This window comes from Microbulbifer rhizosphaerae, assembly GCF_014191725.1.
GTDB classification, from domain to species: Bacteria; Pseudomonadota; Gammaproteobacteria; order Pseudomonadales; family Cellvibrionaceae; genus Microbulbifer; species Microbulbifer rhizosphaerae.
Genome location: NZ_JACHWZ010000030.1, coordinates 1 through 26,384, shown reverse-complemented (window position 1 = coordinate 26,384; position 26,384 = coordinate 1). Strand labels below are relative to the sequence as shown.

Sequence of the window (26,384 nt, the reverse complement as noted above, 5' to 3'; positions counted from 1 at the left end):
CTGCAAGGGATAGTTACTTGGTTTTCCAACTATCGACGTACTCCGGTAACTCCACCGCATGGGCATCCGGAAGGATGTTCCAGGGGGTGCGGCTGTCGAGCATGACTGCCACCTCGTCGGTTTCCTTTCTGGCGTGCCGGGCCCCGGCCTCGAGGGCCTTTGGGTGCGGTCCGTGGGTAAAACCCATGGGGTGCAGGGTGAGCATGCCCGGGTGGATGTTGTCGCGGCTGAAGAAGTCGCCGCGGTGGTAGAAGATCAGTTCGTCGAAGTCGTCGTTGTTGTGGAAGAAGGGCACTTTCAAAGCGCCCGGGTCGCTCTCGATGGGGCGCGGCGCAAAGGTGCAGACCACGAAGCCGCGGGCCACGAAGGTGGTGTGGGCCGATGGGGGAAGATGGTAGCGGTGGCTCATCAGCGGGCGTATGTCGCGCCAGTTGATGCGCACTGCCAGGTTGTCCCCCTTCCAGCCGGCGGCGTCCAGCGGGTTGAACGGGTAGGTGATCACGGACAGCTGCTGGCGCGCCTTCACCTTTACCTGCCACTCGTCCTCGGTCTGCTGCGCGTGGAATTTGCCGTCCATTGTGGGTACGTCCAGCATTGCCGGGTCGAAGATGGCGTGGGGGCCCACCAAGCCTTTTTCCGGCAGTTGGAAGTGGCTGCCGGTGGCCTCCACCATCAACAGTTCCAGCGGTTCGGCGGGCTCCAGGCGCCACAGGGTGCCGCGGGGCAGCATGATGTAGTCGCCGTCCCGAATATGCAGGTGGCCGAAATCGCAGTAGAGATCTCCGCTGCCATTGTGCACGAACAGCAGCTGGTCGCCGTCGGCGTTGCGGACCAGGTGGTCCATGGCTTCGCGGCAAGTCCACAGGGCCACCAGGCTGCCGCTGTTCTGAAGTATCGGTTTGTGGTCCCAGGGGCTATTGCCGCTGTGAGCCATTCTGGTGCTGTCGAAGGCGTGGGGACGCAGCGGGCCCTCGAAATTGCTCCAGCCGGTGGGAGGATGGCGGTGGTAAAAATGGGTGGCCGGGCCGAAGAAGCCCTCCTTGCTCATTTCCCGCTCGTAGGTGTTCGCGGGGAAGTCCGCGTGGGCCTGCCGGCTGGCTTCACCTTCCACGCGGGGAAAGTTGATCCAGTTTTTCATGAGTTTTCACTTGTCGGTTAGTGATCTGGTAGGAGCGGTCCGGCCGGGGCGATTATTTGTCCTGAAGAACGCCGCGGCGAATCTGGTCCAGCTCAATGGATTCGAACAGCGCCTGGAAGTTGCCCTCACCGAAGCCCTCGTTGCCCTTGCGCTGGATGATCTCGTAGAAGATCGGGCCGATCACATTCTGGGTGAAAATCTGCAGCAGCAGGCCCTGACCCTCGGTGGGGGCGCCGTCGACCAGGATTTTCAGTTTCTGCAGGGCTTCCTTGTCTTCGCCGTGGCCTTTTACCCGTTCATCCAGCTTCTCGTAGTAGGTGTCCGGGGTGTCCTGGAACTTCACTTCGTGCTTGCGCAGGGTGCGCACGGTTTGATAGATATCATCGGTGCCCAGGGCGATGTGCTGGATGCCCTCTCCCCGGTACTCTTTCAGGTATTCCTCGATCTGCGACTTGTCGTCGGAGGATTCGTTGATGGGGATACGGATCTTGCCGCAGGGGCTGGTCATGGCCCGGCTGGTCAGCCCGGTAAGCTTGCCCTCGATGTCGAAGTAGCGGATCTCGCGGAAATTGAAAATGTTTTCATAGAAGCCCGCCCACTTGTCCATATTGCCGCGGCGTACGTTGTGGGTGAGGTGATCGATGTAGGTGAGGCCGGCATCGAACGGCGGCATCTTGCCGGTGGGCAGGAAGTCCACATCGTAGATGGTGTTGTCGCCGTAGCGGTCCACCAGGTAGATGCGGCTGCCGCCGATACCCTCGATGGCGGGGATGTTCAGTTCCATCGGTCCGGGGTGGGTTTCCACCGCGGTGGCCCCCTTGTCGATGGCCTCGCGGTAGGCTTTTGCGGCGTTCCGGACCCGAAAGCCCATGGCACAGGCACAGGGGCCGTGCTTTTTGGCGAACCTCTGTGCAAAAGAATCCGGTTCGGCATTGATAATGAAGTTGATCTCTCCCTGTTTGTGCAGGGTGACGTCCTTGGAGCGGTGGCGGGCCACTTCCGCAAAGCCCAGGTGTTCGAACAGGGAGCGCAGCAGTTCGGGCTCCGGAGCCGCGTACTCCACGAACTCGAAGCCGTCGGTGCCGAGGGGGTTGTCAAACAGGTCTTTGCTCATCACGGGTGCCTCATATCTCTGTCCCACTGCGCAAATATTTTGCGTCGCGACGGGTTTTGGATACCAAAAATGGCGTGCAAAGCCGTATAATGCGCGGCCAATTTCCTGTGCCATTGGGGGCCGGGCTTCACCGGAAAATTTCCGGCGGTAGTGGTTACAATTGAAACTAATGTTAGTTACATTTATAGCCTGATTCAAATATCCCCCCGCGCAAAGCAGGTAACCAGAGAGATGACAACCGAAAACCGGGGCCCGCAGGAGGCGGCAGGGCCTGACGATCTGCACCTGGAGAAGTTTCTGCCTTATCGCCTGTCGGTGCTTTCCAACCGGGTGAGCAATGCGATAGCCCAAGCTTATGGTGCCCGTTTCGACCTGACCATTCCCGCCTGGCGGGTGATGGCGATATTGGGGCGTTTCCCGGACCTGTCCGCCGCCGAGTTGGTGGAGCAGACCGCTATGGACAAGGTAGCCATCAGCCGCGCGGTGTCCTCACTACTGAAAAACGATTACATCACCCGCAGCGAGGACCCGGCGGACCGCCGTCGCCAGGTGCTGAACCTGTCCGAACTGGGGCGGGAGGTGTACGAGCGCATAGTTCCGCTGGCGCAGCGGTACGAGCGCGACCTGATGGCTTCGCTCACCGACGAAGAGCGTCGGCAGTTGGACAGCATTATTGAAAAACTGATGGACCGTGCTCAGGCCTGGGCCGAGAGCGGTTTGATGGATTGAGAGAAAAAATCGCAGGAGTTTCCGCATGTTTGAGCATATGAGCAGTCTGCCGCCTGATCCGATCCTGGGCCTGCTGGCAAGCTACCGCGCCGACGACAATCCCGACAAGATCGACCTGGGCGTGGGGGTGTACAAGGACGAGTCGGGGCACACACCGGTGCTGCAGGCGGTCAAGGAAGCGGAGACCCGACTCCTGCAGAGCGAGGAAACCAAGGCCTATATCGGCCCCGCCGGCACCCCGGGTTTCAACAGCGCCATGCAGGAATTGGTCCTGGGGGCCGAACATCCGGCACTGCTCGCCAACCGCGTGCGTTCCGCGCAGACCCCCGGTGGCTGTGGCGCGCTTCGTGTGCTGGCGGAGTTCACCAACCGCGCCAAGTCCGGTGCCACCATCTGGGTGAGTGATCCCACATGGGCCAACCATGTGCCCCTGCTGGGCAACGCCGGCCTGAAGATCGAGAGCTACCCCTACTACGACCGCGCCACCAGCAGCCTGCGGTTCGACGCGATGGTGGAGACCCTGAAGAATGTGGGCGAGGGCGATCTGGTGCTGTTCCACGCGTGTTGCCACAACCCCTGCGGCGCGGACCTGAACCGCGAACAGTGGCAACTGCTCGCGGAGATGGCACAGAAGCAGGGCTTCACGCCGTTTGTCGACATGGCCTATCAGGGCTTTGGCGAAAGCCTGGACGACGACGCCTGGGGCCTGCGCCTGATGGCGGAATCGGTGCCGGAAATGCTGGTGGCCGCGTCCTGCTCAAAAAATTTCGGTCTCTACCGCGAACGCGTGGGCCTGGCGATGGTGATCTATAACGATACCGCTGCCGCTGACAAGGGCCAGAGCCAGATGCTCAATGTGGTGCGCGGCAACTATTCCATGCCTCCCTCCCACGGTGCGGCGATCGTTGAGTCCATTCTCACCGACGCCGGCCTGCGGGCCAACTGGGAGGCAGAGCTGGAGGAGATGCGCGAGCGCATCAACGGTCTGCGCGCCGGCCTGGTGGAAAACCTGGATGCGGCCGGCGCCGCCGGCGATTTCAGCTTTATTCAGCGCCAGAACGGTATGTTTTCTTTCCTGGGCATCACCCCGGAGCAGGTCCAGCGCCTGCAGCGGGAATACTCCATCTATATGGTGGACTCCAGCCGAATCAGCATCGCCGGGCTGAGCCAGGGCAATATGGAGTATTTCTGCAAGGCCGTGGCCAGCATACTCTGAACCCGGGACCGCGGAGCTGTTTGCCGTAGAGCGTTGAAGGCTCCAGCTCCGCATCACGGGCCGCAGGCCCGCCAATTGTAGGAGCGGCGGGGCGGCCATCCGCCCATGGCCGCGACAAATTTGTCTGGAACAAATTTGGGCGCCGGAGGCGCCCGAAGGGTGAGCGCCATGGATGGCGCGAATCAACGGACTTTCCACAGGGAGCCACCGTGTCCAATTCTTCAACCCAACCCTGGACCCCACAGAGCTGGCGCAACTTCACCGCCCGCCAGCAACCCAACTATGAATCCCCCGACCAGGTCGCCGAGGTCGATCGCCAGCTGGCCGGCTACCCGCCGCTTGTATTCGCCGCCGAGGCCCGGGAACTGCGTCGGCAATTGGCGCAGGTGGCGGAGGGCAATGCCTTCCTGCTACAGGGTGGCGATTGCGCCGAATCCTTTGCCGACTTCAATGCCAACCGTATCCGCGATACCTTCAAGGTGCTGTTGCAGATGGCGGTGGTGCTCACCTTCGCCGGCAACCTGCCGGTGGTGAAGGTGGCGCGCATGGCTGGCCAGTACGCCAAGCCGCGCTCCTCGGATATGGAAACCGTCGACGGTGTGGAGCTGCCCAGCTACCGCGGCGATATTGTCAACGGTATCGAATTCACCGGGCAGGCGCGCCGGCCAGACCCGCAGCGGATGCTCACCGCCTATAACCAGTCCGCAGCCACCCTCAATCTACTGCGCGCTTTCGCCCAGGGCGGCCTCGCCGACCTGCACCAGGTGCACGGTTGGAATCTGAGTTACCTGGAAAACAATCCCCAGCGGGAAAAGTACGCGCAGTTGGCGGAGCGGCTGCAGGAGGCGCTGGAGTTTATGGCGGTGTGCGGGGTAACTTCGGAAAACACCCCGGCCATCCGGGAAACGGTGCTCTACACCTCCCACGAAGCGCTGCTGCTCAACTACGAACAGGCACTGACCCGCACCGACAGCCTCACCGGCAAATGGTACGACTGCTCGGCACATATGCTGTGGATCGGCGAACGCACCCGCCAGTTGGACGGAGCCCATGTGGAGTTTCTTTCCGGCGTGTGGAACCCCATCGGAGTCAAAGTGGGACCGGGCATGAGCGGCGATGAATTGCTGCACCTGATCGACAGGCTCAACCCCAATAATGAGCCCGGCCGCCTGACACTGATCACCCGGATGGGCGCCGATACCCTGGGTGAAAAGCTGCCGACACTGGTGCGCGCGGTGAAGAGGGAAGGGCGCTCGGTGGTGTGGAGCACCGATCCCATGCACGGCAATACCGTTAAGGCCAGCAGCGGTTACAAGACCCGCGACTTCGACAAGATACTGCGGGAGATCCGCGATTTCTTCGCCGTGCACCGCTCCGAAGGAACCCATCCCGGCGGCATTCATCTTGAAATGACCGGCCAGCATGTCACCGAGTGCACCGGCGGCGCCTGGAAGATTTCCGAGGCGGACCTGGCCACCTGCTACCGCACCCAGTGCGATCCGCGCCTGAATGCGGACCAGGTACTGGAACTGGCCTTCTGCGTAGCCGAGTGGCTGCGCGACGGCCGCACATAAATTTCGGGACCGCCCGGGAGCGCGGAGCTCCAGCTCCGCAATCGCCCCGCAGGGGCGACAGTAGATTGACGGTTACCGGGATGCTGCTAGTCGGTGGCTCCGATGGGCCCCACCGCGGATGGCCACCCGGGAAAAAACCTGATCGGTAAATATTTCCCGGGTGGCCATCCGCGATGGGGGCTCGCATCGAGCCAGCCGAAAAGTTTGTAGTGTTCGGTCTGGCGTTTTCATTTCTGGCTCAACTTTGGGGGTGCCCATGTACCAACTGTTTATCGCCAACAAAAACTACTCCTCCTGGTCCCTGCGCCCCTGGCTGCTGCTGCGCCAGCTGGATATTCCATTCGCTGAGGAACTGGTCACTCTCGAAAAAGGTGGCAGCTGGGAAAAGTACCGCCGCTTCGCTCCCAACGGCCTGGTGCCTTGCCTGGTGGACGGAGATACAACCGTCTGGGAATCCCTGGCGATCGTCGAATACCTGGCGGAGGTGCACCCGCAGGTCTGGCCCTCGGAGAAAGACGCCCGCGCCTGGGCGCGCTGCGCAGCGGCAGAGATGCACGCGGGTTTTGGCGCTCTGCGGGATATCTGCTCCATGAATTGCGGTGTACGCGTGCAGCTCGCGGAAATTCCCGCGAAACTGCAAAAGGATATCGGTCGCATCGACGAACTCTGGTGCGAAGGGTTGCGGCGCTTTGGCGGGCCCTATCTGGCCGGAGAGGAATTCACTGCAGTGGACGCCTTCTTTGCCCCCGTGGCCATCCGCGCAAAGAATTTTTCCCTGCCACTGAGCGAAACCGCGGCCGCCTACGCCGAGCGACTGCTGCAACTGCCGGTCATGCAGGCGTGGATCGCCGAGGCGTTGCAGGAGCCCTGGCGCGAGGCCGATCACGAGGAGGAGCTGCTGCGCGCCGGCGCCATCCTCGAAGATCTCCGCCAGTAGTCAGCGGGGCACTGAAGCCTCTGTCGAGAGCGGTCGGCGCCTGGGCGAATATTGTGTTGGCCCAGGCATCTCCGAACACTCCGACGCATTACCTCCGCCTCCATTTCCGGCCATCTCACCATCCGAAATCCGGTCTGTTCCGGTGCCAGCGGCGTTCCTGACCAATCGCCAATCCACCCAGCGTATCGGCCAGCAAATACAGAATTTAAAAGAACACACTTAAAAAGTCGTTATCAGCTTATAAACAACTCTTTGAAAGATCTATCTCAAGCACTAAGTTGGCCAGAACAGGGGGTTTGTCGCGGAAATCTTTCTAACTGTCGCCCTGGGCCACAGACGGCGCGCCGTTGAATGGCAGCTGCAGGGTGAAAAGCGTTAGACTCGGGCGATTAAAAACTAAAGAAAAGCAGTACCACAGGAGAAAACCCATGCGCCAGACACTGATCGCGCTGTCTATAGCCGCCGCGCTGACCGCCGCCGGTTGCGACAAAGAGGACCAGCAGAGCCGGCCGGCACAAGACCCCGCTTCTGAGAGCGAAGCCGCAAGCGCGGCCCTGGAGAACAGGAATCCGCTGTTGGCCGAGTGGACCGGCCCTTACGGTGGTGTGCCGGCCTTCGACAAGATGGAGGTCGCGGACCTGAAACCGGCCCTGGAAGCCGCCATGAGCAAGAACTTGGTGGAGATAGATGCGATCGCCGCCAATCCCGAGGCGCCGACTTTTTCCAATACCATCGAGGCGCTGGAACGCAGCGGCGGTGAACTGGACCGGGTCTTTGCCTACTACGGCATTTGGAGTGCCAATATATCTTCCCCGGAGTTTCGCGTCATCCAGCAGGAGATGGCGCCGAAGCTGGCGGACTTCGAATCCCGGATTATCCAGAACGACACGCTGTTCCAGCGGATCAAGGCCGTTTATGACCAGCGCAGCGAATCCGACCTGAATGCCGAGCAACGGCGCGTGGTGGAGCTCATCTACGACAAGTTTGCCACCAACGGCGCGACCCTCACCGGCGAGGCCAAAAAGCGTTACGGGGAGATCAACCAACGTCTCGCGGAGCTGCATACCCGGTTTTCCAATAATGTGCTGGCGGATGAAGAGGGCTACGATCTCTTCCTGGACAAGGACCAGTTGAGCGGACTGCCGGAATCTTTCGTGGCGGCGGCTGCGGCGCTCGCGGAGGAGAAGGGCAACAAGGGCAAATACGCAATCACCAATACCCGCTCTTCCATGGACCCCTTTCTCACATACTCCGACAACCGGGAATTGCGCGAGAAGGTGTGGAATAACTACTACAACCGGGGGGACAACGGCGACGGGCATGACAACAACGCCATCATCGCCGAGATACTGCAACTGCGCGACGAGCGCGTCGGCCTGCTGGGTTTTGACAACTATGCCCAGTGGCGCCTGCAGAATCGCATGGCCAAGACCCCCGAACGCGCAATGGAGCTGATGAAGGCTGTGTGGCCGGCGGCGGTTGCCCGGGTTAAAGAAGAAGTAGCGGACATGCAGGCGGTGGCGGACGCCGAGGGTGCGGACATCGCTATCGCGCCCTGGGACTATCGCTACTACGCGGAAAAGGTGCGCAAGGCCAAGTACGACCTGGATTCCGATGAGGTAAAGCAGTACCTGCAACTGGACAAGCTGCGCGAGGCGATGTTCTACGTTGCCGGTGAGTTGTTCGAGTTCAGCTTTACCCCGGTGAAGGAAGGCACGGTTCCGGTCTTCCATCAGGACGTGAAGGTCTGGGAGGTGAAGGACAAGGCCAGCGGCGAGCATATCGGCCTATGGTACCTGGACCCCTTTGCCCGCTCCGGCAAGCGCTCCGGCGCCTGGGCCACCATGTATCGCGACCACACCACTTTCAATGGCAGGGAGACGGTACTGGCCTCCAACAACTCCAACTTTATCAAGGGAGCCCCGGGTGAGCCGGTACTGGTGAGCTGGGACGATGCCGAGACCTTCTTTCACGAGTTCGGCCACGCACTGCATTTCCTCGCCTCCAACGTGAGTTACCCGACCCTGAACAGCGGTGTGCGGGACTACACCGAATTCCAGTCCCAGTTGCTTGAGCGTTGGTTGGCCACCGATGCGGTGATCGACAACTACTTGGTGCACTACAAGATCGGTGAGTCGATTCCCGATGAACTGGTGGCCAAGATCAAGAAGGCCGCCACCTTCAACCAGGGCTTCGCGACTACCGAATACCTGGCCTCCGCGCTGGTGGATATGAAATTCCACACCGTCGATCCCAAGGAAATAGATCCGGATGCGTTCGAGCGCGAGACCCTGGAGGCACTGGGCATGCCCAAAGAGCTGGTAATGCGTCACCGCACCCCGCACTTCGGCCATATCTTTTCCGGCGAGGGTTACTCCGCCGGTTACTACGGCTACCTGTGGGCGGACGTGCTGACCTCCGATGCGGCGGAAGCCTTTGCCGAGGCGGACGGCGGTTTCTACGACAAGGAAGTGGCCGGCAAGCTGGTGAAGTATCTCTTTGCCCCGCGCAACGCCCTGGACCCGGCGGAAGCCTACCGCGCCTTCCGCGGACGGGATGCGAAGATCGAGGCGCTGATGCGCGATTGGGGTTTTCCGGTTCCCGGCGAGAAATCGGGAACGGTAGCCAGCAAAAATTAAGGTTTATTTTCCGGCCCAACAAAAAGCCGCGGCGCAAATGCCCGCGGCTTTTTTTGTAGGAGCCAGCTTGCAGGGCAAAACTGCGCGTGTAACGAGCATGCTCGTTGCGTAGTTTTTCGACCGGCCATGGATGGCCGGGCCGGCATCAGCTCCATGGACGGCTGCTTGAACATCAGCTGGTTCAAAACCACCGCCATTCGCCTGCGAGCAGGCTCCTACAATAAGGAAAAAGATCGCTGGAGAGAGGCTGAATAATGGCCAAATGGATGATTCTGGCGGGCTGTCTGCTGATCGCCGCGGGCGTATTGCTGCACTACGCCCCATGGCTGTTCAACTGGTTTGGTCGGCTGCCCTGCGATATCCGTATCGAATCCCCGCGCAGCAAGGTGTTTATTCCCATTACCTTGATGATCATTCTGAGTATTGTACTCAGCGTGATTGTCAGTCTTTTCCGCCGCTGATCAGCCCCGTTCCAGCAACTGCTCCAGCGGCAGCTCAGTGCGGTAGCGCACCTGCTTGAGGGAAAAGCTGCTCTTGATATGGTCGATGCCGGGCAGTTCAGTGAGTTTTTTATCCAGGAATTCCTGGTACGCCTGCAGATTCGGCACTACCACCCGCAGCAGGTAGTCGAAGTCGCCGGTCATCAGGTAGCACTCCATCACCTCCGGCCACTGGCCGATGGTTTTCTCGAAGTCCTGCAGTTCCTTCTTAACCTGGTGGTTCAGGGTGACCTGGATAAATACGCTCACCGGCAGGCCGACCTTTTCCGGTTCCAGCAGGGTGACCGCGCGCTTGATAAAACCCTGTTCGTGCAGGTTTTTCACCCGGCGGGAGCAGGGGGAGGGAGAGAGGCAGACTTTCTCCGCCAGTTCGATATTGGGGATGGTGGCGTCCTGTTGCAAAATTTCCAGGATCTTCTTGTCGATGGCGTCAAGTAAATAGGCCATAAACCTTTCCGTTCTCTCTTGTAATCGGCCGTCCCCGCTACACGGCCAATTGCTAACTATACTTCCACCCCTTCGGGCTGGCCAGCGAGGTGCATTCCACAAGGAAATCGGCGCCATGAGCCGCTGGCCATACCTTCTCGAAATCGATGTCGATAGGGCGATTAATTGCGAGTTTTTGAGTATGTATGGTGACTTGTGTCCCCATTATGCCTTAGTACGGGTGAATTTGGTATGACCTGCTTCGCCGACGAGTGTTAATTTTACCCGCAGATTAATAATCATAAGCAGGTGGTATCCATGGCGATGGTCGAAGGCGATCCGGAGCTGGGCTTTGATCGCGACTACTCCCTGAAATCCGCGTTCACCCGCGAGTCGGGCCGGGTGTTCCTCACCGGCATCGACGCCCTGGTGCGGTTGCCGATCATGCAGAAGCAACTGGACGAGGGCACCGGGCACAACACCGCCGGGTTTATATCCGGCTACCGCGGCTCGCCCTTGGGAGGTTACGACCAGGCACTCTGGCGGCACAAATCCCTGCTCGCCGAACGGGATATCCATTTCGAGCCCGGTATCAACGAGGACCTGGGGGCCACCAATATCTGGGGCACCCAGCTGCTCGATCATTACCGCCAGCAGGCCACTCGCGACGGCGTTTTCGCCATCTGGTACGGCAAGGGCCACGGCGTCGACCGCAGCGCGGACGTCTTTCGCCAGGCAAATGTACAGGGCACTTCCAGGCTGGGCGGCGTGCTGGCCCTGTGCGGCGATGACCACACCGCCGAATCCTCCATGTTTTCCCACAACACCGACCAGATTTTCGAGTCGGTGATGATGCCATTGCTGTTTCCCGCAACCATCGACGAGTACCTGACTCTGGGCCTGGCAGGTATCGCCCTGTCGCGTTTTTCCGGGCTCTGGGTGGGCTTCAAGGCCATTACCGAAACCGTGGAAGCGGGCGCTTCCATTCCTGTGCCGGGACTCCCACAGTTTGTCCGACCAGATTTTCCCCTCCCGCCCCACGGCCTCAACTACGACCCCAAGCTTAACTGGCCGGCTGAGCGACTGGAATACGAGCGCCGCATGCTGGAAGAGCGACTGCCCGCGGCGCAAGCTTTTGCCTACGCCAACGGGCTGGACAAAACCGTCGTTTCCGCGCCGAAAAATCGCTTTGGCATCATTACTGTGGGCAAGGCCCACGGCGACTTGCTCGAGGCACTGGAACTGCTGAATCTCTCCGAGCGCGATCTACGGGATGCGGGCATCTCCATCTACAAGGTGGCCATGAGCTGGCCACTGGAGCCCAGGGGAATCGGCGGGTTTGCCGACGGTATGGAACGCCTGCTGGTGGTGGAGGAGAAGCGCCCGCTGGTGGAAGGGCAGCTGAAGAACCTGCTCTACGCCTGGGTGGACGAGCGGCGTCCGAAAGTGGTGGGCAAGAAAGACCTGAATGGAGACGACCTGCTGCCAGCCATCTGGGGTTTCGGCCCGGACCGGGTGGCTGTGGCCATCGCCCGTTGGCTGGCGGATACCGAGCTGGGCGAGAAACTCATTCCACTGGCGGAGAAGCTCGGCGGCAATATTCCGGCGAAAGCCAATGGACTGCTCGTCCGCGAACCGATTTTCTGTGCGGGCTGCCCGCACAACACCTCCACCCAACTGCCGGAGGGCAGCGTGGGCAGCGCCGGGATCGGCTGCCATATCATGGCCCTGGGCAAGGGATTGCGCACCGATACCTATTCCCATATGGGCGGCGAGGGCGCTCAGTGGGTGGGTCTGCACCGGTTCTCCAGTGCCGGGCATATTTTCCAGAATATGGGCGACGGCACCTACAACCACTCCGGCCTGCTGGCGATCCGTCAGGCGGTGGCCAGCGGGGTCAATATCACCTACAAAATACTTCTCAACGACGCGGTGGCCATGACCGGCGGCCAGCCTGCCGACGGCGAGGTCAGCGCCCCCAGTCTCGCCGCGCAGTTGCTCGCCGAGGGGGTGCGCGACGTCATTTTGCTCAGTGAAAATCCGGATTATTGGCACAAGCATCGCAGGCAAGTGCCCGCGGCGGTACAGATATTGCCCCGCTCGGAACTGGACACAGTGCAGCGCCGCCTGCGCGAAGTGCAGGGCGTGACCGCGATTATCTATGAGCAGGTGTGCGCGGCGGAAAAGCGCCGCCGGCGCAAGAAAAAGCAGATGATCGATCCGCCCACCCGGCTGCTGATCAATCACCGGGTCTGTGAGGGCTGCGGCGATTGCAGCGTGCAGTCCAGCTGTATCGCGGTGGAACCATTGGAAACTGAATTCGGCCGCAAGCGGCAGGTGAACCAGTCCAGCTGCAACAAGGATATGCGCTGCGCCGACGGCTTTTGCCCCAGCTTTGTCAGCGTCGAGGGCGGTGAACTGAAGAAGCCGCCGGTGCAGTCCCTGGCCCAGTCCCTGGACGCAGCCATTGCCCAACTGCCTCCGGCGCCGCAGGCGGACCTGGAGCGACCGCTGAGCATCCTGGTGGCCGGTATCGGTGGCAGCGGTGTGCTCACCGTGGCCGCATTATTGGGCATGGCTGCGCACCTGGAGGAAAAGGGCAGCACCACCCTGTATTTCACCGGCCTGTCGCAGAAGAACGGTGCCGTGGTCGCGCATGTGAAAGTGGCACAGCGCCCGGAAAGTATCACCACCGCGCGCATTCGCGACGGTGCCGCCGAACTGCTGCTCGGTTGCGATATGGTCACCGCCGCCAGCCAGAGGCCAAAGTTCGCAGAAGGTAAAATGCGTGCGCTGGTGAATACCGCGGAAGTGCCGGTGGCGGCTTTTGTGCGCGACAACGAACTGGCGTTTCCCGCCGATGCAACGCGGGAGAGTATCGAGTCCCTATGCGCAGAGTATTTCGCCTTCGATGCCAACAGATACGCCGAGGCGCTCTTTGGCGATACCGTTGCCAGCAACCTGATGATCCTGGGCTACGCCTGTCAGCAGGGCCTGCTGCCCATCGGCGAGGCCGCGCTGGAGCGGGCCATCGTGCTGAACGGGGTGGCGGTGGAAAACAACCTGCGCGGATTCCGCGCCGGCCGGTTGCTTGCGGAAAATCCGCGCGCAGTGGAGCAGCTGGCGGTACCGGCGCAGCCGGTCAAGCTGGTGGAGCCAAAGGAGACGGTGGAGCAGTTGATCGCGCGCCTGGCCGCGGAGCTCACCCAATACCAGAGCGCCGCCTATGCGCGCTGTTTTACCCGGGCCGTGGAAAAACTGCACCGCAGCGAACGGCAATTGCCGCACAGCGACGGCCGCCTGACCCGCGCCGCCGCCAACAGCCTGTACAAGGCCATGGCCTACAAGGACGAGTACGAGGTGGCACGGTTATACAGCGGTGAGGATTTCCAGCGTCAGCTGCGAGAGACCTTTACCGGCGACTACCGCCTGCGCTTCCATATGGCGCCGCCACTGATCGCACGCCCGGACGCCAGCGGTCGCATCAGGAAGATTACCCTCGGCCCCTGGCTGGGAAAACTGATGCCGCTGCTGGCGAAGGGTAAAATTCTGCGCGGGACCGTACTCGACCTGTTCGGCTATACGGGCGAGCGTCGCGCGGAACGCCGCTGGGCGCGGCAGGTCGAGCGGGCAGTAATACTCGTGGCCGATTGCTTGCGGGCGGACAATTTTTCCACGGCGCTGGAACTGCTGGAGCTGCCGCAGCAGGTGCGCGGTTATGGCCATGTGCGCGAGGAGAAATTCTCCCGGGTGAACGGGCACTGGCAGGAACTGCTCTCCCGGTTTACTGGCGGTCGCAACGCCATCTTCTCTCCCACCAGCGCGGAAAACACCCTGTAGGAGCGGCCGTTGGCCGCGATCGGCCTCGCTTCGTAGTTAAAGAGTTGGCGGCCCTGCTACCGGTGGGCTTTCGCGGGACACGGGCTGGGCGCCTCCCTTAAATACATCCCTGGCAGATTTTTGCTCCTGCAAAACCTGCACTTCCGCTGGGCGGCATTCCGCCATCCGTGGCGGTCGTACGCTCGTAATCGGCATCCATACCTCACAAATCTGCGGGAGCAGATTTGGACGCTGAAGGCGCCCGCAGGGCAAGCGCCAGATATGGCGCGAGTCATCCGGTCCCGCAAAAGCCCACCGGTAGCAGGGCCTTCTCGTCAAGCTCATTGTTCTTATCGATTGCCGATCGCGGCCAACGGCCGCTCCTACACAGATCCCAGCTACTAACGATATCGTGTCCAATCAGTCATCGTTCCCCCTCCACACCGCTGGCGCTAACTTCAACCAACTACTAAACCTAATGAGTACATACGCGACATTTCTGCGGCGCGAGCACTGGCGCAGAGGTAGAGGTTTGGAGGAGCGTGAAATGAAATTTGGAACAGCGGCCACTGTGAGTCTTAGTGCATTGATGGCATTCGGCTGCGCCACTCAGCAGGAACAGGTGCCGGGAGCCGGGAATATTGTGATCGATACCTATGGTGTAAATATGCGCCAATACCAGCTGGACCTGGCGGACTGCAAAGGATTGGCCATGGCAGCGCGCCGCGATGAGGGGCGCCGGGGTATCGTCCGCGCCGCTGGCGGGGCACTGCTGGGCGGCGCCCTGGGCGCGATTATTGGCGACTCCAGTCGCGCCGCGGTGGCCGGCGCGGGTACCGGTGCCATTATTGGCGGTGTCTCCGGAGTGGGCAGCGCGCACTCCGAAGCCAATCGTATTGCGAAGAACTGTCTGCGCGGCCGGGGATACCGGGTGCTGAACTGACTGGCACTAAGTTAAGGGCCTGCCCGGATAAGAATCCCTGCCTACACCCACATTCGGTAATGCAGATTGAACATGATCCACAAGCTGCCGCCGATCATAATTACAATCAGGACGGCGGCGAAGGCGGTGGCCAGGAGCCTCTCTGGCGAAGCGGAGCGCAGGCGCAGCTGCAGGAAGTAACGCAGGTGAACCAGCACCTGGATGAGCGCGGCAGTGCCAATTACGAAAAGGGCGGTACCTCTGGGCAGGAAACCGGAGGCGGCGATTCCGAAGGGGATTGCCGTCAACACAAGCGCCAGCCCATAACCGGTCAGGTAGGATTTCAGTTTGCGGCCCGCGGCCGCTTCCGCGTTTTCCATATTACAGAATTCCCGGCAGATAGACTGCGGAAAAAATACCGATCCACACAATATCCAGGAAATGCCAGAAGAGGCCGAGTCGCAACAGGCGCGAACTCACCGGCTGGCTCAGCTCTTTGGCTATCACTTGCGTAATCATCACCAGGATAAAGACCAGGCCCGCGCTCACGTGCAGCCCGTGGGTGCCCACCAGGGTAAAAAAGGCGGAGAGGAATCCGCTGCGGTCCGGTCCTGCGCCCTGGATGATCATGCCGTGGAACTCGCGGATTTCCATCGCCACAAAGCCCAGGCCCAGCACAAAGGTAACTGCCAGCCAAGCCAGAAGCTGCGGTCGCCTGCCGGCATCCATCGCCACCGAGGCGAGGCCGAAGGTGAGGCTGCTGGTGAGCAGCAGCAGGGTTTCGCCGAGGGTATGGGGCAGGCTGAACAGGTCGCTGCCGGCCGGTCCGCCGGCAGTGTTGCCCGCCATCACCAGGTAGGTGGCAAATAAAAGTGCGAAAATAATCGCGTCGCTCATCAGGTAGAGCCAGAATCCGAAGGCCCTTTGCTCGTAGGCGTCGGCTTCCGGTAGCAGAGCGGTATCTTCCCCTGCGAGGCTCATATTGCTCCCCCCTTGGCGAGATCCCTCAAGCGCCGGTCCTCGATCTCCTTCACTTCGCCAGCGGGCAGGCGGAATTCGGTTCTGTCGCGGAAACTGCGTGCCACGGCTGTGCCGAGAATGGCGATCAGTGCGGCGATGGCCGCCCACCAGATATGCCAGACTACGGCGAAGCCGAAGGTGAAGGCGAGCCCTCCGAGCACTACACCGGCGCCGCTGTTTTTCGGCAGCAGAATGTCTTCATACCGCTCCGGCCTGGCATAGGCGACACTGCGGCGTTTCATATCGTGGAAAGCATCGATATCCCACACCTGCGGCAGAATGGCGAAATTGTAGGGTGCGGGCGGAGAGGCGGTGAGCCATTCGAGGGTGCGCCCGTCCCACGGATCGCCGGTCAAGTCCCGGGCATTGTCCCGATTGCGGATACTGGTGATTAGCTGGATCACAAGGCTGGTAATACCGGCCAACACCACCAAAGCCCCCAGGGCCGCAACAATCAGCAAGGGCTGCCATGCGGCGATGTCGTAGTGCTCCGTGCGCCGCGCCATGCCCATAAAGCCCAGGACGTAGAGCGGCATAAAGGCCAGGTAGAAACCGATAATCCAGCACCAGAAGGCGCGTTTGCCCCAGCGGGCTTCCAGGGTGAAACCGAAGGCCTTGGGAAACCAGTACATATAGCCGGCGAAATAACCAAAAAGCGCGCCGGGAATCAGCATATTGTGGAAGTGCGCCACCAGGAAGGTGGAGTTGTGCACCAGGTAATTCACCGGCGGCAGGGCGAGCAGAACTCCCGTCATGCCGCCGATCACGAAGGTGACAATAAAGCCGAGGGTCCACAGCATCGACGGATGAAAAGTGATGCGCCCGCGAAACATGGTCATCAGCCAGTCGAAGACCTTCACCCCTGTGGGGACGGCGATCACCATGGTGGCGATACCGAAAAACGCGTTGACGTTGGCGCTGGCGCCCATGGTAAAGAAATGGTGCAACCACACGGTAAAGGATAGCAGGGCGATAGTCATGGTGGCGTACACCAGGGAGGTGTAGCCGAACAGGCGCTTGGCGGAAAAGTTGGCGACAACCTCGGAATAGATGCCGAAGGCCGGCAGAATCAGGATATAGACCTCGGGATGTCCCCAAATCCAGAACAGGTTGGTGTAGTTCATCATGTTGCCGCCTTCGGCATTGGTAAAAAAATGCATGCCGAATATGCGGTCCAGCGCCAGTGTGGCGGTGGCCACGGTGAGAGCGGGAAAGGCGAAGATCATCAGGATACTGGAGGCCAGCGCTGTCCAGCAGAACAGCGGCATGCGCATCAGTCTCATCCCTGGCGCGCGCCGCTTGAGTATGGTGACGATGAAATTGATACCGGAGAGCGTCGTGCCGATGCCGCTGGCCTGTATCGCCCATATCCAGTAATCGACGCCCACCCCCGGGTTGTACTCCGCGCCGGAGTAGGGCGGATAACCGCTCCAGCCCGCGGTGGAAAACCTTCCGATCACCAGCGATACCAAAACCAGGCTAGCGCCGGCGGCGGTCAGCCACAGGCTGACGGAATTCATAAACGGGAAGGCGACGTCGCGAGCGCCAATCTGCTGTGGAACGATAATATTGATCAGTCCGGTCAGAAACGGCATCGCCATAAAAAAAATCATGATGGTGCCGTGGGAGCTGAATATCTGGTCGAAGTGTTCCGGTGGCAGATAGCCGTCGGAATTGAGCGCGAACGCCTGCTGGGCGCGCATCATGATCGCGTCCACAAACCCCCGCAGGAGCATCACCAGGGCCACCACCACGTACATGATGCCGATGCGCTTGTGGTCGAGGCTGGTCAGCCACTCATTCCACAGGTAGCGCCATTTGCCGAGCCAGGTGATCACGCCCACAACGGTCAGGAAGCCGAGCACCGTAACAACGGCACCCCCTACCGCGACCCAGCTATAGAAGGGCAGGGCATCGGCGGTCAGCCTTCCCAGTATCCGCATCTCCATGGCTTACTCCGGATGCCCACCGGTATATTTCGCGATAATACTGTCGAACAGATTCGGTGTGACCCCGGAATAATAGCTGACCGGATGACCGATACTGGGAGCGGCAAGTGCTCTGTAAGTGGTCCGATCCAGTGTTCGGGGTGATTTCCTGACATTGGCAACCCAGGAGTCGAAGTCTTTGCGGGGCAGGGCGAGCGCTTTGAAGTGCTGTTCGGGAAAGCCGTCCCCGCTGTACTGCATATTCCTGCCCCGAAAGCAGCCGGGCTTGTCGGCGAGCAGGTTGAGCCGTGTCTGCATGCCCGCCATGGCGTAAATCTGGCCGCCCAGAGCGGGGATGAAAAAGGAATTCATAACCGTGTCGGAGGTGATTTTCAGGCTGAGCGGCCGGCCGCTGGGAAAGGCCAGTTCGTTGACCGAGGCGATACCCAGCTCGGGGTAGATAAACAGCCATTTCCAGTTCTGGGCGACAACCTCCACTTCGAGCGCCTCGGTGCCCGGGTCCAGTTGTCGGTAGGGGTCGAGCCTGTGCGTCTCGTTCCACAGCAGATAGCCCAGGGCCGCTACGATGGCCGCGGGCACAAGCCAGATAACGGCGTCGATCTTTGCCGAGTAGGACCACTCGGGTGTGTAGCGTCCCCTTCCTCCGAAGGCGCGATAACGCCAGGCAAACAGAAAGGCCATGATGAATACCGGAACGATCACGATCAGCATCACTAGGACCGCCGTGAACAGCAGATCGCGCTCGGCGAGTGCCACCGGACCCGCGGGGTGGAGAAGGGGGGCGCGAATCAGGGTGCAGCCATCCATTGGCTTATCGCTCCGGCAGTCTGTGGATTTGTTTTCTCCCACAAAGTAAAGACGTCTTTTACGATTTCCGGTGGGTGAGCCTATTCGTACTATATTAGTACTTTGCAATATCTGATTAATTACCGTTTTGTTGCGACGATATGACTTGCTGCACAGTTACTACAGGCTTAATCTGGCGCCATGTTGCCGGTTGTTTTTTTGGGGTCGCCGGTGAGGGAGGTTAGGGATAACAGAGCATTTTGGAGGGAGCTTATGAGACGGATATTTTTTTTCTACGGATTGATCTGCTATTTGCTGTCAGTATTGACGGTTTTCTATCTTGTCGGTTTTGTAACCAATACCATGGTTCCCAAGTCCATTAATTCCGGTGTTTATACCCCCGTCTGGTATGCGTTGCTGATCGATCTGGGGCTGTTGGCGCTGTTCGCGCTGCAGCACAGTGTAATGGCGCGGCGGGGGTTCAAGTCGCTGTGGACACGTCTGATACCGGCACCGCTGGAGCGCAGCACCTACCTGCTGCTTTCCAGCGCGGCCCTGTTGCTGCTGGTGTGGCAGTGGCGGCCGCTGGGAGATGTGTTGTGGGATCTGCGCGGGACCTCTTGGGCGCCGCTGCTGATAAGCCTGGGCTGGCTGGGCTGGCTGCTGGTGTTCAGCAGCACTTTACTGCTGGATCACTTGGGGTTCCTCGGCCTGCGCCAGGCCTATGACCAGCTGCGCAACCGGGAGACGCCGCCGCCGGAATTTCGCACCCCCGGCCCCTACCGGCTGGTGCGCCATCCCATGTATCTGGGTTTTCTGCTCGCCTTCTGGCTGGCACCGGTGATGACCCTGGCGCACTTCCTGTTTGCCCTGGGCATGACCGCGTATATCTGGCTGGGGATGGCACTGGAGGAGCGGGAGCTGGAGCGGAGTTTTGGCGACAGTTACCGCGAATACCAGCGGCGGGTGCCGCGGCTGATCCCCGTTCCCTGGCGCTGGCTGCCGGCGGAAGCAATGGCCCGGTAGGGGCGCGAACCTTGTCCCTGGCCGTGGCGGTCCTACTGCCGGGGGCTTTTTGCGGGACACGGGCTGGGCGCCCCCCTTAAATACGTCCCTGTACGCTCGTAATCGGCATCCCTGCCTCATACGGTCCCGCAAAAAGCCCCCGGCAGCAGGACCTTCGCTTCGAGAGCAGTGGTCTTTTCAAGTGCGCCATCGCTGTCAGGTGCAATAACCGGGTAAGGGCGAACACAAGGTTCACCCCTACGATTTTCCGGCAATTCAGTCCCGGACCTACTGGGCCAGACTGAACAGCTGTGTATTGCCCCCGGTAGCCACCGTGTTGATGGTCTTGGTCTTCTCGTTGGCGAAGCGGAACAGGTAGTGAGGGCCGCCGGCCTTGGGGCCGGTGCCGGAAAGGCCCTGGCCGCCGAAGGGGTTTACACCCACGACCGCGCCCACCATATCCCGGTTCACGTAGCAGTTGCCCACGTTCACCCGCTTGAATACCGCGCCGGCGCGGCCCTCGATACGCGAGTGCAGGCCGAAGGTCAGGCCGTAGCCGGTGGCGTTGATGCGGCGAATCACGTCTTCCAGCTCGCTGGCCTTGAAGCGCACCACGTGCAGGAAGGGGCCGAAGACCTCGCGCTTCAGCAGGGAGAAATCCTCGATCTCCACCATCTGTGGGCCGAAGAAGGTGCCTTTTTTCGGCAGCTTGGCGCTGTCGAAGGCGAACAGCGGCTTGGCCTCCTTTTGCATCCGTTCGCGGTGGGCTTCCAGCATGCCCAGGGCCTTCTCGTCGATTACCGGGCCGATATCGGTCTCCAGCAGCGCCGGATCGCCCAGGGTCAGCTCTTCGCAGGCGCCCCGGAGCATTTCCAGCAGATTGTCGGCGATCACATCCTGTACGCAGAGAATGCGCAGGGCGGAACAGCGCTGGCCGGCGCTGAGGAAGGCGGATTGGATCACATCATCCACCACCTGCTCCGGCAGGGCGGTGGAGTCGACGATCATCACATTCTGGCCACCGGTCTCTGCGATCAGCGGGGTGATGGGACCCTCTTTCGCCGCCAGCTGCTGGTTGATCAGGCGCGCGGTCTCGGTGGAACCGGTAAAGGCCACTCCGGCCAGGCGCGGGTCTTCGATCAGCGGTTTGCCCACGGCGGCGCCGGTGCCGGTAATCAGGTGCAGTACCTTCGCGGGTACCCCGGCCTCGTGCATCAGCTCGATGGCGCGGGCGGCGATCAGCGGAGTCTGTTCCGCCGGCTTGGCGAGCACCGCGTTGCCTGCGGCCAGGCCGGCCACCACCTGGCCGGTGAAGATTGCCAGGGGGAAGTTCCAGGGGCTGATGGCGACGAAGACGCCGCGGCCGCCCAGGACCAGTTCGTTGCTCTCGCCGGTGGGGCCCGGCAGTTCCTGCGGCCCGCCGAAGTGCTGGCGTGCGCCGTTGGCGTAGTAGCGGCAGAAGTCCACAGCCTCGCGCACTTCGGAGATGCCGTCGTTCAGTGTGCGGCCGGCTTCCAGGCAGATCAGCGAGGTCAGTTCGTGGATGTGTCTTTCGTAGAGCTCGGCGATCCTGTCGAGGATCTTCGCCCGTTCATTGCCGCCCAGGCGGTCCCAGTCCCGCTGGGCCTCGGTGGCGGAGCGGTAGGCGGCGTCTATCAGGTGCTTGTCGGTGTTGGCGGTGTGGCCCACCAGTTCGCCGGTGGCCGGGTTGTATACCGGCTCCTCGGCCCTGCGCACGGTGCCGTCGACGATCGGCCCACCGGAGAATTGCCGGCCGCGCAGCTTTTCCATCGCCGCCAGCAGCGGTTCCACCGCTGTCGGGTCGGTCAGTTCGAGGCCATGTGAATTTTTTCTTGGTAGCACCTCTGCGCCCATGTAGATGTCCTCCGGTAGTGGAATTTGCGGATGGCGATAGGGATTGCAGGCCTCGCTCTGTTCGAGGGTGTCCTGCACCAACTCCTCGACGGGGGTCTTCTCGTCCATAAAGCGGTTGACGAAAGAGCTGTTGGCGCCGTTTTCCAACAGGCGGCGCACCAGGTAGGGCAGCAGATCCTTGTGCGCGCCGACGGGGGCGTAGACCCGTATCGGTACCCGCTTGCCGTGCACCGCTTCGATCTGGGCGTAGAGTAGGTGGCCCATGCCGTGAAGGCGCTGGAATTCGTAGCTGTTGTTGGAATTGCCATTGGCGTCGCCGGCCAGCTCGAGGATCAGGCCCACGGTGTAGGCGTTATGGGTGGCAAACTGTGGATAGATGGCGTCGCGGGCGTCCAGCAGCTTCCCGGCGCACACCTGGTAGGAGAGGTCGGTGTGACACTTGCGGGTGTACACCGGGTAGTCCGGCAGGCCCAGTTGCTGGGCATGCTTGATCTCGGTATCCCAGTAGGCGCCCTTCACCAGGCGCACCATCAGCTTGCGGCCAGTGTCCCGGCCCAGGGCGATCAGCCAGTCAGCTACATGCGGGGCGCGCTTCTGGTAGGCTTGCAGCACGAAACCGAGGCCCTGCCAGTCCTTCAGCTTGGGGTCGCGGGCCAGGGCTTCGAAAATATCCAGGGAGATGTCCAGCCGCTCGACTTCCTCGGCATCAATATTGAGGCCCATGTCGTACTTGGCCGCCGCTGCACAGAGACGTTTCACCTGTGGCAGCAACTCGGTCATCACTCGCTCCCGCTGCAGCACGCTGTAGCGCGGGTGCAGGGCGGACAGCTTGATAGAGATGCCGTTGGCCTCGACCACATCGCGCTTGTCCCCACCCTTTTGGGTATTGTCCTTGCCGATGGTTTCGATCGCCGCCATATAGGCGTTGAAATAGCGCTCGGCATCCACCATGGTGCGCGCGCCTTCCCCCAGCATGTCGAAGGAGAAGCGGGTGCCGGGGGCATTTTCCGCCGGGCCGCGCTTGAGCGCCTCTTCGATGGTGCGGCCCAGCACATACTGGCCACCCATGATCTTCATCGCCTGCATCATGGAGGCGCGCACCATGGGCTCACCCATGCGGCTGACCAGGCGCTTGATAAAGGAGGAGGGTTTCTCGCTGATATCCGGGTCCAGCTCGACGATATTGCCGGTGAGCATCAGGCCCCAGGCGGAGGCGTTGACGAACAGCGAATCGGACTGGCCGCGGTGGCTGGACCAGTTGCCGGAATGAACTTTCTCGGCGATCAGCTTGTCAGCAGTATCCGCATCCGGCACCCGCAGCAGGGACTCCGCCAGGCACATCAGCGCCACGCCCTCCTTGTTGGAAAGGCCGAACTGCTGTAAGAACGCATCCAGGGTGCCGCGCTTGCTGCGCTGCTGGCGGGAGTGGCGCACCAAGTCGCGGGCGGTATCGAGAATTTTCTGGCGCAATGCGTCATCCGGACGCGGGGCTGCCAGCAGCTCCCCGACGCACTGGTTTTCGTCGGTGTGCAGGTATTGTCGGGCCCGCTGGCGGGCGCTGTGCAGATCTCCGGCGAAAGATGTCGACATGGTGGTCTCCCAAACTTTTGTAATAATGTGACCAGAACAATAAGCCAGATTATGTGGTAAATACCTCAGGATTAATCGCCATTTTGCCGTCACTTGTGGTTAAATATAACGTTGAAAAGTGTAATCACTAGTAGGATATGTTGCTATGTCTCGACAACTGGAAGACCTGGACCGGATTGACCGGCAGATACTGCGCATCTTGCAGGGCGCGGGCCGTCTGCCAAATGTGGAACTGGCGCGGCGGGTGAACCTCAGCCCTACACCGTGCCTGGAGCGGGTCAAGCGCCTGGAGCGCGAGGGCTTTATTCGCGACTACGTGGCGCTGCTGGACCCGATCAAGGTCCACGCCGGCCTGGTGGTCTATATCCAGGTCAGCCTGACCGACACCGCCACCGAGGCGCTGGAGGCGTTCAACCGGCACGTATCCGGATTGGAAGAGGTTCAGGAGTGCCATATGGTCGCCGGTGGCTTCGATTACCTGGTGAAGATACGTATCAAGGATATGCTCGGTTACCGCCGTTTCCTCGGTGAAAAACTGGCGTCCGTCCCCGGGGTGCGCGAGACCCACACCTATGTGGTGATGGAGGAGGTGAAGACCGATACCGCGGTGGCAGTGCCGGACCCGGAACCCAAGACGAAAGGTGGCAAGCGCTGACAGCCGGGAGCGCCGAGCCCTAGCTCGGCCAGCGGGCCGTAGGCCCACCCCCGTAGCTTCGGCGCGCCATCCACGCCAGATCAGAAACCGGCGCAAGAACGACCTGCACCAGTTCAGCCGCCGCCTAGTGGACCGCGGTGCCGCCATCTTCGTCGGCAATGTCAGCTCTAAACAACTTGTCAAAACCTCCATGGCCAAATCCGTGCTCGATGCCGGCTGGGGCCAATTGAAAACGATGCTGGACTACAAATGCGCACACGCAGGCATCGTGTTCGAAGAGATCGACGAATCCTACACACCCAGCGCTGCTCGTGCTGCGGGGTTATTCCCGCCAGCAGTCCGAAAGGTAGGGCTGCGCTCGGAATAAGGGAATGGACCTGCTGCGAGTGTGGTGCCTCGCACACCCGCGACCTCAACGCGGCCAGGAACATTCTTGCGCTCGGGCATGAGCGTCTCACTGGAGGAATCCCCTTCCTTTAGGAAGGGGAGGATGTCAACTTTCACCGCCCTTCTCCTTGCTATTCATTGCGATTTTGGTTGGTGAAAGGGTTCATATGGCAACCATTGTCGGTCTATTTTTTATTATGCTCGGCGTAACGATCCTGCAAGGCATACTGCGCTGGTTGGCGACCCGCCAGGGATGGCATGCACTGCACGAGAAACCTCTACAGAAAGTCGTTGGCAACTCAGTAAGCAATAAATAGAAACAGGTACCCTATGGATTTCGCACTGACCGAAGAGCAACAGATGATCCAGGAGGCGGCGCGTCACTTCGCCGACAGCGAACTGAAGCCCGTCGCCGCGGAACTGGACAAGACCGCCGACCGCCAGCTGCTGCTGGACAAGCTCAAGCAGCTGGCTGAGCTGGGTTTTATGGGAATCAATATCGACCCGGAATTCGGCGGCACCGGTGCCGACACCGTCGCCTTCAGCCTGGCGATCACCGAACTGGCCCGCGGCTGTGCTTCCACCGCCCTCACCACCTCGGTCACCAATATGGTGGCTGAAGTGATCCAGGCGGTGGGCAGTGACGAGCAAAAAAGCAAATACCTGTCGAAAATCTGCAGCGGCGAATACGCCGCCGGCGCCTTCTGCCTCACCGAGCCCGGTTCTGGCTCCGACGCCGCCGCCATGCGCAGCCGCGCGGTCAGGGACGGCGACGACTACGTGCTGAACGGCAGCAAGTTGTTTATCAGCAGCGCCGAGTTCGCCGGCGTCTTCGTGGTCTGGGCGGTGACCGACCCCGAAGCGCCGAAAGGCAAAGGCATCTCCTGCTTCCTGGTGGAGGCGGGCACACCGGGCCTGGTTATCGGCAAGGCGGAAGAAAAAATGGGTCAGAAGGCCTCGGTCACCAACGAAGTGTCCTTTGCGGACTGCCGCATACCCGCCGTCAGCTTGGTAGGCGAGGAGAATAAGGGCTTCCGCATCGCCGCCGGCGAATTGGCCGGCGGGCGCATTGGCATCGGCTCCCTGGCGCTGGGCATCGGCCTGGAAGCTCTGGACCGCGCCCGCGGTTATATCCAGGAGCGCGAGCAATTCGGCAAGAAGCTGGCCCAGTTCCAGGGCCTGCAGTGGCAGTTGGCCGATAAGTACACGGAAATGGAAGCCGCGCGCCTGCTGCTGATGCAAGCCGCCTGGCAGAAAGATGCCGGCATGCAATTCGGCCCCACCGCCTCCATGGCCAAACTCTATGCGAGTGAAAAGGCCAACGAAGCCTGCTACACCGCGTTGCAGATGCACGGCGGTGTGGGCTACACCCGGGAGTTCCCGCTGGAGCGCATGGCGCGGGATGTGCGCATCACCACCATCTACGAGGGCACCAGCGAAATCCAGCGACTGATTATTGCCCGGCACCTGCTGGAAGGTGTGCGCTAAACTCCGGTCTATCTGTTCCTTTGTAGGAGCGGCCGGACATTGGCATGGAAAACTCTACGGAGAACAATATGAGCGGCCCAACGCCCACTGTCGTCAGCGTCAAGGAAACCCTGGAAGGGAAATTCATCCAGGATATGCATTCGGGCCCGCACCAGTTGGTTGCGGACGAGCCGGAGGATGCCGGTGGCGACAACAAGGGGCCGAGCCCCTATGAGTATGTCCTGATGGGCCTGGGTGCCTGCACCAGCATGACCGTGCGCATGTATGCGGAGCGCAAGGAAATTCCCCTCGAGCGTGTGCTTGTGGTCTTGTCGCACCGGAAAGTGCACGCCAAAGATTGCGAGGACTGCGAATCCAAGGACGGCAAGATCGACGAGATCATTCGCGAGATCACCCTGGAGGGGCCCTTGACCGGGGAGCAGAGGGAGCGGCTGCTGGGTATCGCCAATCGCTGCCCGGTGCACCAGACGCTGACTTCCGAAATCAAGGTGCGTACCCGGCTGGTCCTGGTATGAATGGACTAGTGTGGTGTAAGGTACTAAATGCGGTTATCAGAGCCCCCCAAAATGTTCACAGCAAGGCGCCGCTCGCAGGGAATGGCTCGCCCTTTTCAAG

General features: G+C 60.9%; 20 protein-coding genes and 1 pseudogene. 13 read left to right on the top strand and 8 right to left on the bottom strand.

Going from position 1 to position 26,384, the window contains the following annotated elements:
- Nucleotides 1-13: 13 nt before the first annotated feature.
- Both FHS09_RS20890 and hppD read right to left on the bottom strand, forming a co-directional pair.
- Complete coding sequence (locus FHS09_RS20890; protein WP_183463573.1) at nucleotides 14-1,138, bottom strand: homogentisate 1,2-dioxygenase; 1,125 nt, start codon at nucleotides 1,136-1,138, stop codon at nucleotides 14-16.
- Nucleotides 1,139-1,190: 52 nt separating this feature from the next.
- Nucleotides 1,191-2,252: a 4-hydroxyphenylpyruvate dioxygenase gene (hppD, locus tag FHS09_RS20885; protein ID WP_183463570.1), complete on the bottom strand. Its 1,062-nt coding sequence runs from the start codon at nucleotides 2,250-2,252 to the stop codon at nucleotides 1,191-1,193.
- Between the two features lie 231 nt (nucleotides 2,253-2,483).
- Between hppD and FHS09_RS20880 the strand changes: the two genes are divergently transcribed.
- The 6 genes from FHS09_RS20880 to FHS09_RS20855 all read left to right on the top strand — a co-directional run bounded on the left by FHS09_RS20880 (nucleotide 2,484) and on the right by FHS09_RS20855 (nucleotide 9,808).
- On the top strand, nucleotides 2,484-2,981 hold the full coding sequence (locus FHS09_RS20880) for a MarR family winged helix-turn-helix transcriptional regulator (protein ID WP_183463569.1): 498 nt from the start codon (nucleotides 2,484-2,486) through the stop codon (nucleotides 2,979-2,981).
- A 25-nt stretch (nucleotides 2,982-3,006) separates the two neighbouring features.
- Complete coding sequence (locus FHS09_RS20875; RefSeq protein WP_183463567.1) at nucleotides 3,007-4,197, top strand: amino acid aminotransferase; 1,191 nt, start codon at nucleotides 3,007-3,009, stop codon at nucleotides 4,195-4,197.
- A 209-nt stretch (nucleotides 4,198-4,406) separates the two neighbouring features.
- Complete coding sequence (locus FHS09_RS20870) at nucleotides 4,407-5,771, top strand: class II 3-deoxy-7-phosphoheptulonate synthase (protein ID WP_183463565.1); 1,365 nt, start codon at nucleotides 4,407-4,409, stop codon at nucleotides 5,769-5,771.
- Between the two features lie 256 nt (nucleotides 5,772-6,027).
- Complete coding sequence (locus tag FHS09_RS20865) at nucleotides 6,028-6,708, top strand: glutathione S-transferase family protein (protein WP_183463563.1); 681 nt, start codon at nucleotides 6,028-6,030, stop codon at nucleotides 6,706-6,708.
- A 428-nt stretch (nucleotides 6,709-7,136) separates the two neighbouring features.
- Nucleotides 7,137-9,347, top strand: coding sequence for a M3 family metallopeptidase (locus FHS09_RS20860; protein ID WP_183463561.1), 2,211 nt, complete (start codon nucleotides 7,137-7,139; stop codon nucleotides 9,345-9,347).
- Nucleotides 9,348-9,601: 254 nt separating this feature from the next.
- Nucleotides 9,602-9,808, top strand: coding sequence for a DUF2905 domain-containing protein (locus tag FHS09_RS20855; protein ID WP_183463560.1), 207 nt, complete (start codon nucleotides 9,602-9,604; stop codon nucleotides 9,806-9,808).
- Here FHS09_RS20855 and FHS09_RS20850 read toward each other — a convergent pair whose 3' ends face one another.
- Entirely contained in the window at nucleotides 9,809-10,294 is a 486-nt protein-coding gene (locus FHS09_RS20850) for an Lrp/AsnC family transcriptional regulator (RefSeq protein ID WP_183463559.1), read from the bottom strand.
- A 297-nt stretch (nucleotides 10,295-10,591) separates the two neighbouring features.
- On the opposite strand from FHS09_RS20850, the gene FHS09_RS20845 reads away from it, so the two are divergent.
- Both FHS09_RS20845 and FHS09_RS20840 read left to right on the top strand, forming a co-directional pair.
- A complete protein-coding gene (locus FHS09_RS20845; RefSeq protein WP_183463558.1) occupies nucleotides 10,592-14,113 on the top strand; it encodes an indolepyruvate ferredoxin oxidoreductase family protein in 3,522 nt (1,173 codons plus the stop codon).
- A 526-nt stretch (nucleotides 14,114-14,639) separates the two neighbouring features.
- Entirely contained in the window at nucleotides 14,640-15,035 is a 396-nt protein-coding gene (locus FHS09_RS20840) for a glycine zipper family protein (RefSeq protein WP_183463557.1), read from the top strand.
- Between the two features lie 41 nt (nucleotides 15,036-15,076).
- Here FHS09_RS20840 and cyoD read toward each other — a convergent pair whose 3' ends face one another.
- The 4 genes from cyoD to cyoA are packed head-to-tail and all read right to left on the bottom strand — an operon-like array spanning nucleotide 15,077 to nucleotide 18,790.
- A complete protein-coding gene (gene cyoD, locus FHS09_RS20835; RefSeq protein WP_183463555.1) occupies nucleotides 15,077-15,394 on the bottom strand; it encodes a cytochrome o ubiquinol oxidase subunit IV in 318 nt (105 codons plus the stop codon).
- A 1-nt stretch (nucleotide 15,395) separates the two neighbouring features.
- A complete protein-coding gene (gene cyoC / locus FHS09_RS20830; RefSeq protein WP_183463553.1) occupies nucleotides 15,396-15,995 on the bottom strand; it encodes a cytochrome o ubiquinol oxidase subunit III in 600 nt (199 codons plus the stop codon).
- Nucleotides 15,992-17,983 carry a cytochrome o ubiquinol oxidase subunit I gene (gene cyoB / locus FHS09_RS20825; RefSeq protein ID WP_221192168.1) on the bottom strand — a complete coding sequence of 664 codons (1,992 nt, stop codon included), beginning with the start codon at nucleotides 17,981-17,983 and terminating at the stop codon, nucleotides 15,992-15,994. The genes cyoC and cyoB overlap by 4 nt, the downstream gene beginning before the upstream one ends.
- 3 nt (nucleotides 17,984-17,986) lie before the next feature.
- On the bottom strand, nucleotides 17,987-18,790 hold the full coding sequence (gene cyoA / locus FHS09_RS20820; RefSeq protein ID WP_183463552.1) for a ubiquinol oxidase subunit II: 804 nt from the start codon (nucleotides 18,788-18,790) through the stop codon (nucleotides 17,987-17,989).
- Between the two features lie 252 nt (nucleotides 18,791-19,042).
- Here cyoA and mddA point away from each other — a divergent pair, with 252 nt between their 5' ends.
- Nucleotides 19,043-19,795 (top strand): methanethiol S-methyltransferase, encoded by a 753-nt coding sequence (gene mddA / locus FHS09_RS20815; protein WP_183463550.1) that lies wholly within the window; start codon nucleotides 19,043-19,045, stop codon nucleotides 19,793-19,795.
- Between the two features lie 267 nt (nucleotides 19,796-20,062).
- Here mddA and putA read toward each other — a convergent pair whose 3' ends face one another.
- Nucleotides 20,063-23,239, bottom strand: a complete 3,177-nt coding sequence (gene putA / locus FHS09_RS20810) for a bifunctional proline dehydrogenase/L-glutamate gamma-semialdehyde dehydrogenase PutA (protein ID WP_183463548.1) — start codon at nucleotides 23,237-23,239, stop codon at nucleotides 20,063-20,065.
- 145 nt (nucleotides 23,240-23,384) lie between these two features.
- Here putA and FHS09_RS20805 point away from each other — a divergent pair, with 145 nt between their 5' ends.
- The 4 genes and pseudogenes from FHS09_RS20805 to FHS09_RS20790 all read left to right on the top strand — a co-directional run bounded on the left by FHS09_RS20805 (nucleotide 23,385) and on the right by FHS09_RS20790 (nucleotide 26,284).
- Nucleotides 23,385-23,894: an Lrp/AsnC ligand binding domain-containing protein gene (locus FHS09_RS20805; protein WP_183463546.1), complete on the top strand. Its 510-nt coding sequence runs from the start codon at nucleotides 23,385-23,387 to the stop codon at nucleotides 23,892-23,894.
- 190 nt (nucleotides 23,895-24,084) lie between these two features.
- A pseudogene (locus tag FHS09_RS23460) lies at nucleotides 24,085-24,374 on the top strand (RNA-guided endonuclease InsQ/TnpB family protein).
- Nucleotides 24,375-24,611: 237 nt separating this feature from the next.
- Entirely contained in the window at nucleotides 24,612-25,769 is a 1,158-nt protein-coding gene (locus tag FHS09_RS20795; protein WP_183463544.1) for an acyl-CoA dehydrogenase family protein, read from the top strand.
- A 68-nt stretch (nucleotides 25,770-25,837) separates the two neighbouring features.
- A complete protein-coding gene (locus FHS09_RS20790; RefSeq protein ID WP_183463542.1) occupies nucleotides 25,838-26,284 on the top strand; it encodes an OsmC family protein in 447 nt (148 codons plus the stop codon).
- Nucleotides 26,285-26,384: the final 100 nt, after the last annotated feature.

Bases quoted from the DNA above. Each gene is read 5' to 3' on its own strand.
- FHS09_RS20795 (WP_183463544.1), top strand. From the start codon at position 24,612: ATGGATTTCGCACTGACCGAAGAGCAACAGATGATCCAGGAGGCGGCG.
- FHS09_RS20875 (WP_183463567.1), top strand. From the start codon at position 3,007: ATGTTTGAGCATATGAGCAGTCTGCCGCCTGATCCGATCCTGGGCCTG.
- FHS09_RS20860 (WP_183463561.1), top strand. From the start codon at position 7,137: ATGCGCCAGACACTGATCGCGCTGTCTATAGCCGCCGCGCTGACCGCC.
- FHS09_RS20890 (WP_183463573.1), bottom strand. From the start codon at position 1,138: ATGAAAAACTGGATCAACTTTCCCCGCGTGGAAGGTGAAGCCAGCCGG.
- cyoA (WP_183463552.1), bottom strand. From the start codon at position 18,790: ATGGATGGCTGCACCCTGATTCGCGCCCCCCTTCTCCACCCCGCGGGT.
- FHS09_RS20850 (WP_183463559.1), bottom strand. From the start codon at position 10,294: ATGGCCTATTTACTTGACGCCATCGACAAGAAGATCCTGGAAATTTTG.
- FHS09_RS20865 (WP_183463563.1), top strand. From the start codon at position 6,028: ATGTACCAACTGTTTATCGCCAACAAAAACTACTCCTCCTGGTCCCTG.
- hppD (WP_183463570.1), bottom strand. From the start codon at position 2,252: ATGAGCAAAGACCTGTTTGACAACCCCCTCGGCACCGACGGCTTCGAG.
- cyoD (WP_183463555.1), bottom strand. From the start codon at position 15,394: ATGGAAAACGCGGAAGCGGCCGCGGGCCGCAAACTGAAATCCTACCTG.
- FHS09_RS20880 (WP_183463569.1), top strand. From the start codon at position 2,484: ATGACAACCGAAAACCGGGGCCCGCAGGAGGCGGCAGGGCCTGACGAT.
- mddA (WP_183463550.1), top strand. From the start codon at position 19,043: ATGAGACGGATATTTTTTTTCTACGGATTGATCTGCTATTTGCTGTCA.
- FHS09_RS20805 (WP_183463546.1), top strand. From the start codon at position 23,385: ATGTCTCGACAACTGGAAGACCTGGACCGGATTGACCGGCAGATACTG.
- FHS09_RS20790 (WP_183463542.1), top strand. From the start codon at position 25,838: ATGAGCGGCCCAACGCCCACTGTCGTCAGCGTCAAGGAAACCCTGGAA.
- putA (WP_183463548.1), bottom strand. From the start codon at position 23,239: ATGTCGACATCTTTCGCCGGAGATCTGCACAGCGCCCGCCAGCGGGCC.
- FHS09_RS20855 (WP_183463560.1), top strand. From the start codon at position 9,602: ATGGCCAAATGGATGATTCTGGCGGGCTGTCTGCTGATCGCCGCGGGC.
- cyoC (WP_183463553.1), bottom strand. From the start codon at position 15,995: ATGAGCCTCGCAGGGGAAGATACCGCTCTGCTACCGGAAGCCGACGCC.
- FHS09_RS20845 (WP_183463558.1), top strand. From the start codon at position 10,592: ATGGCGATGGTCGAAGGCGATCCGGAGCTGGGCTTTGATCGCGACTAC.
- FHS09_RS20840 (WP_183463557.1), top strand. From the start codon at position 14,640: ATGAAATTTGGAACAGCGGCCACTGTGAGTCTTAGTGCATTGATGGCA.
- cyoB (WP_221192168.1), bottom strand. From the start codon at position 17,983: ATGGAGATGCGGATACTGGGAAGGCTGACCGCCGATGCCCTGCCCTTC.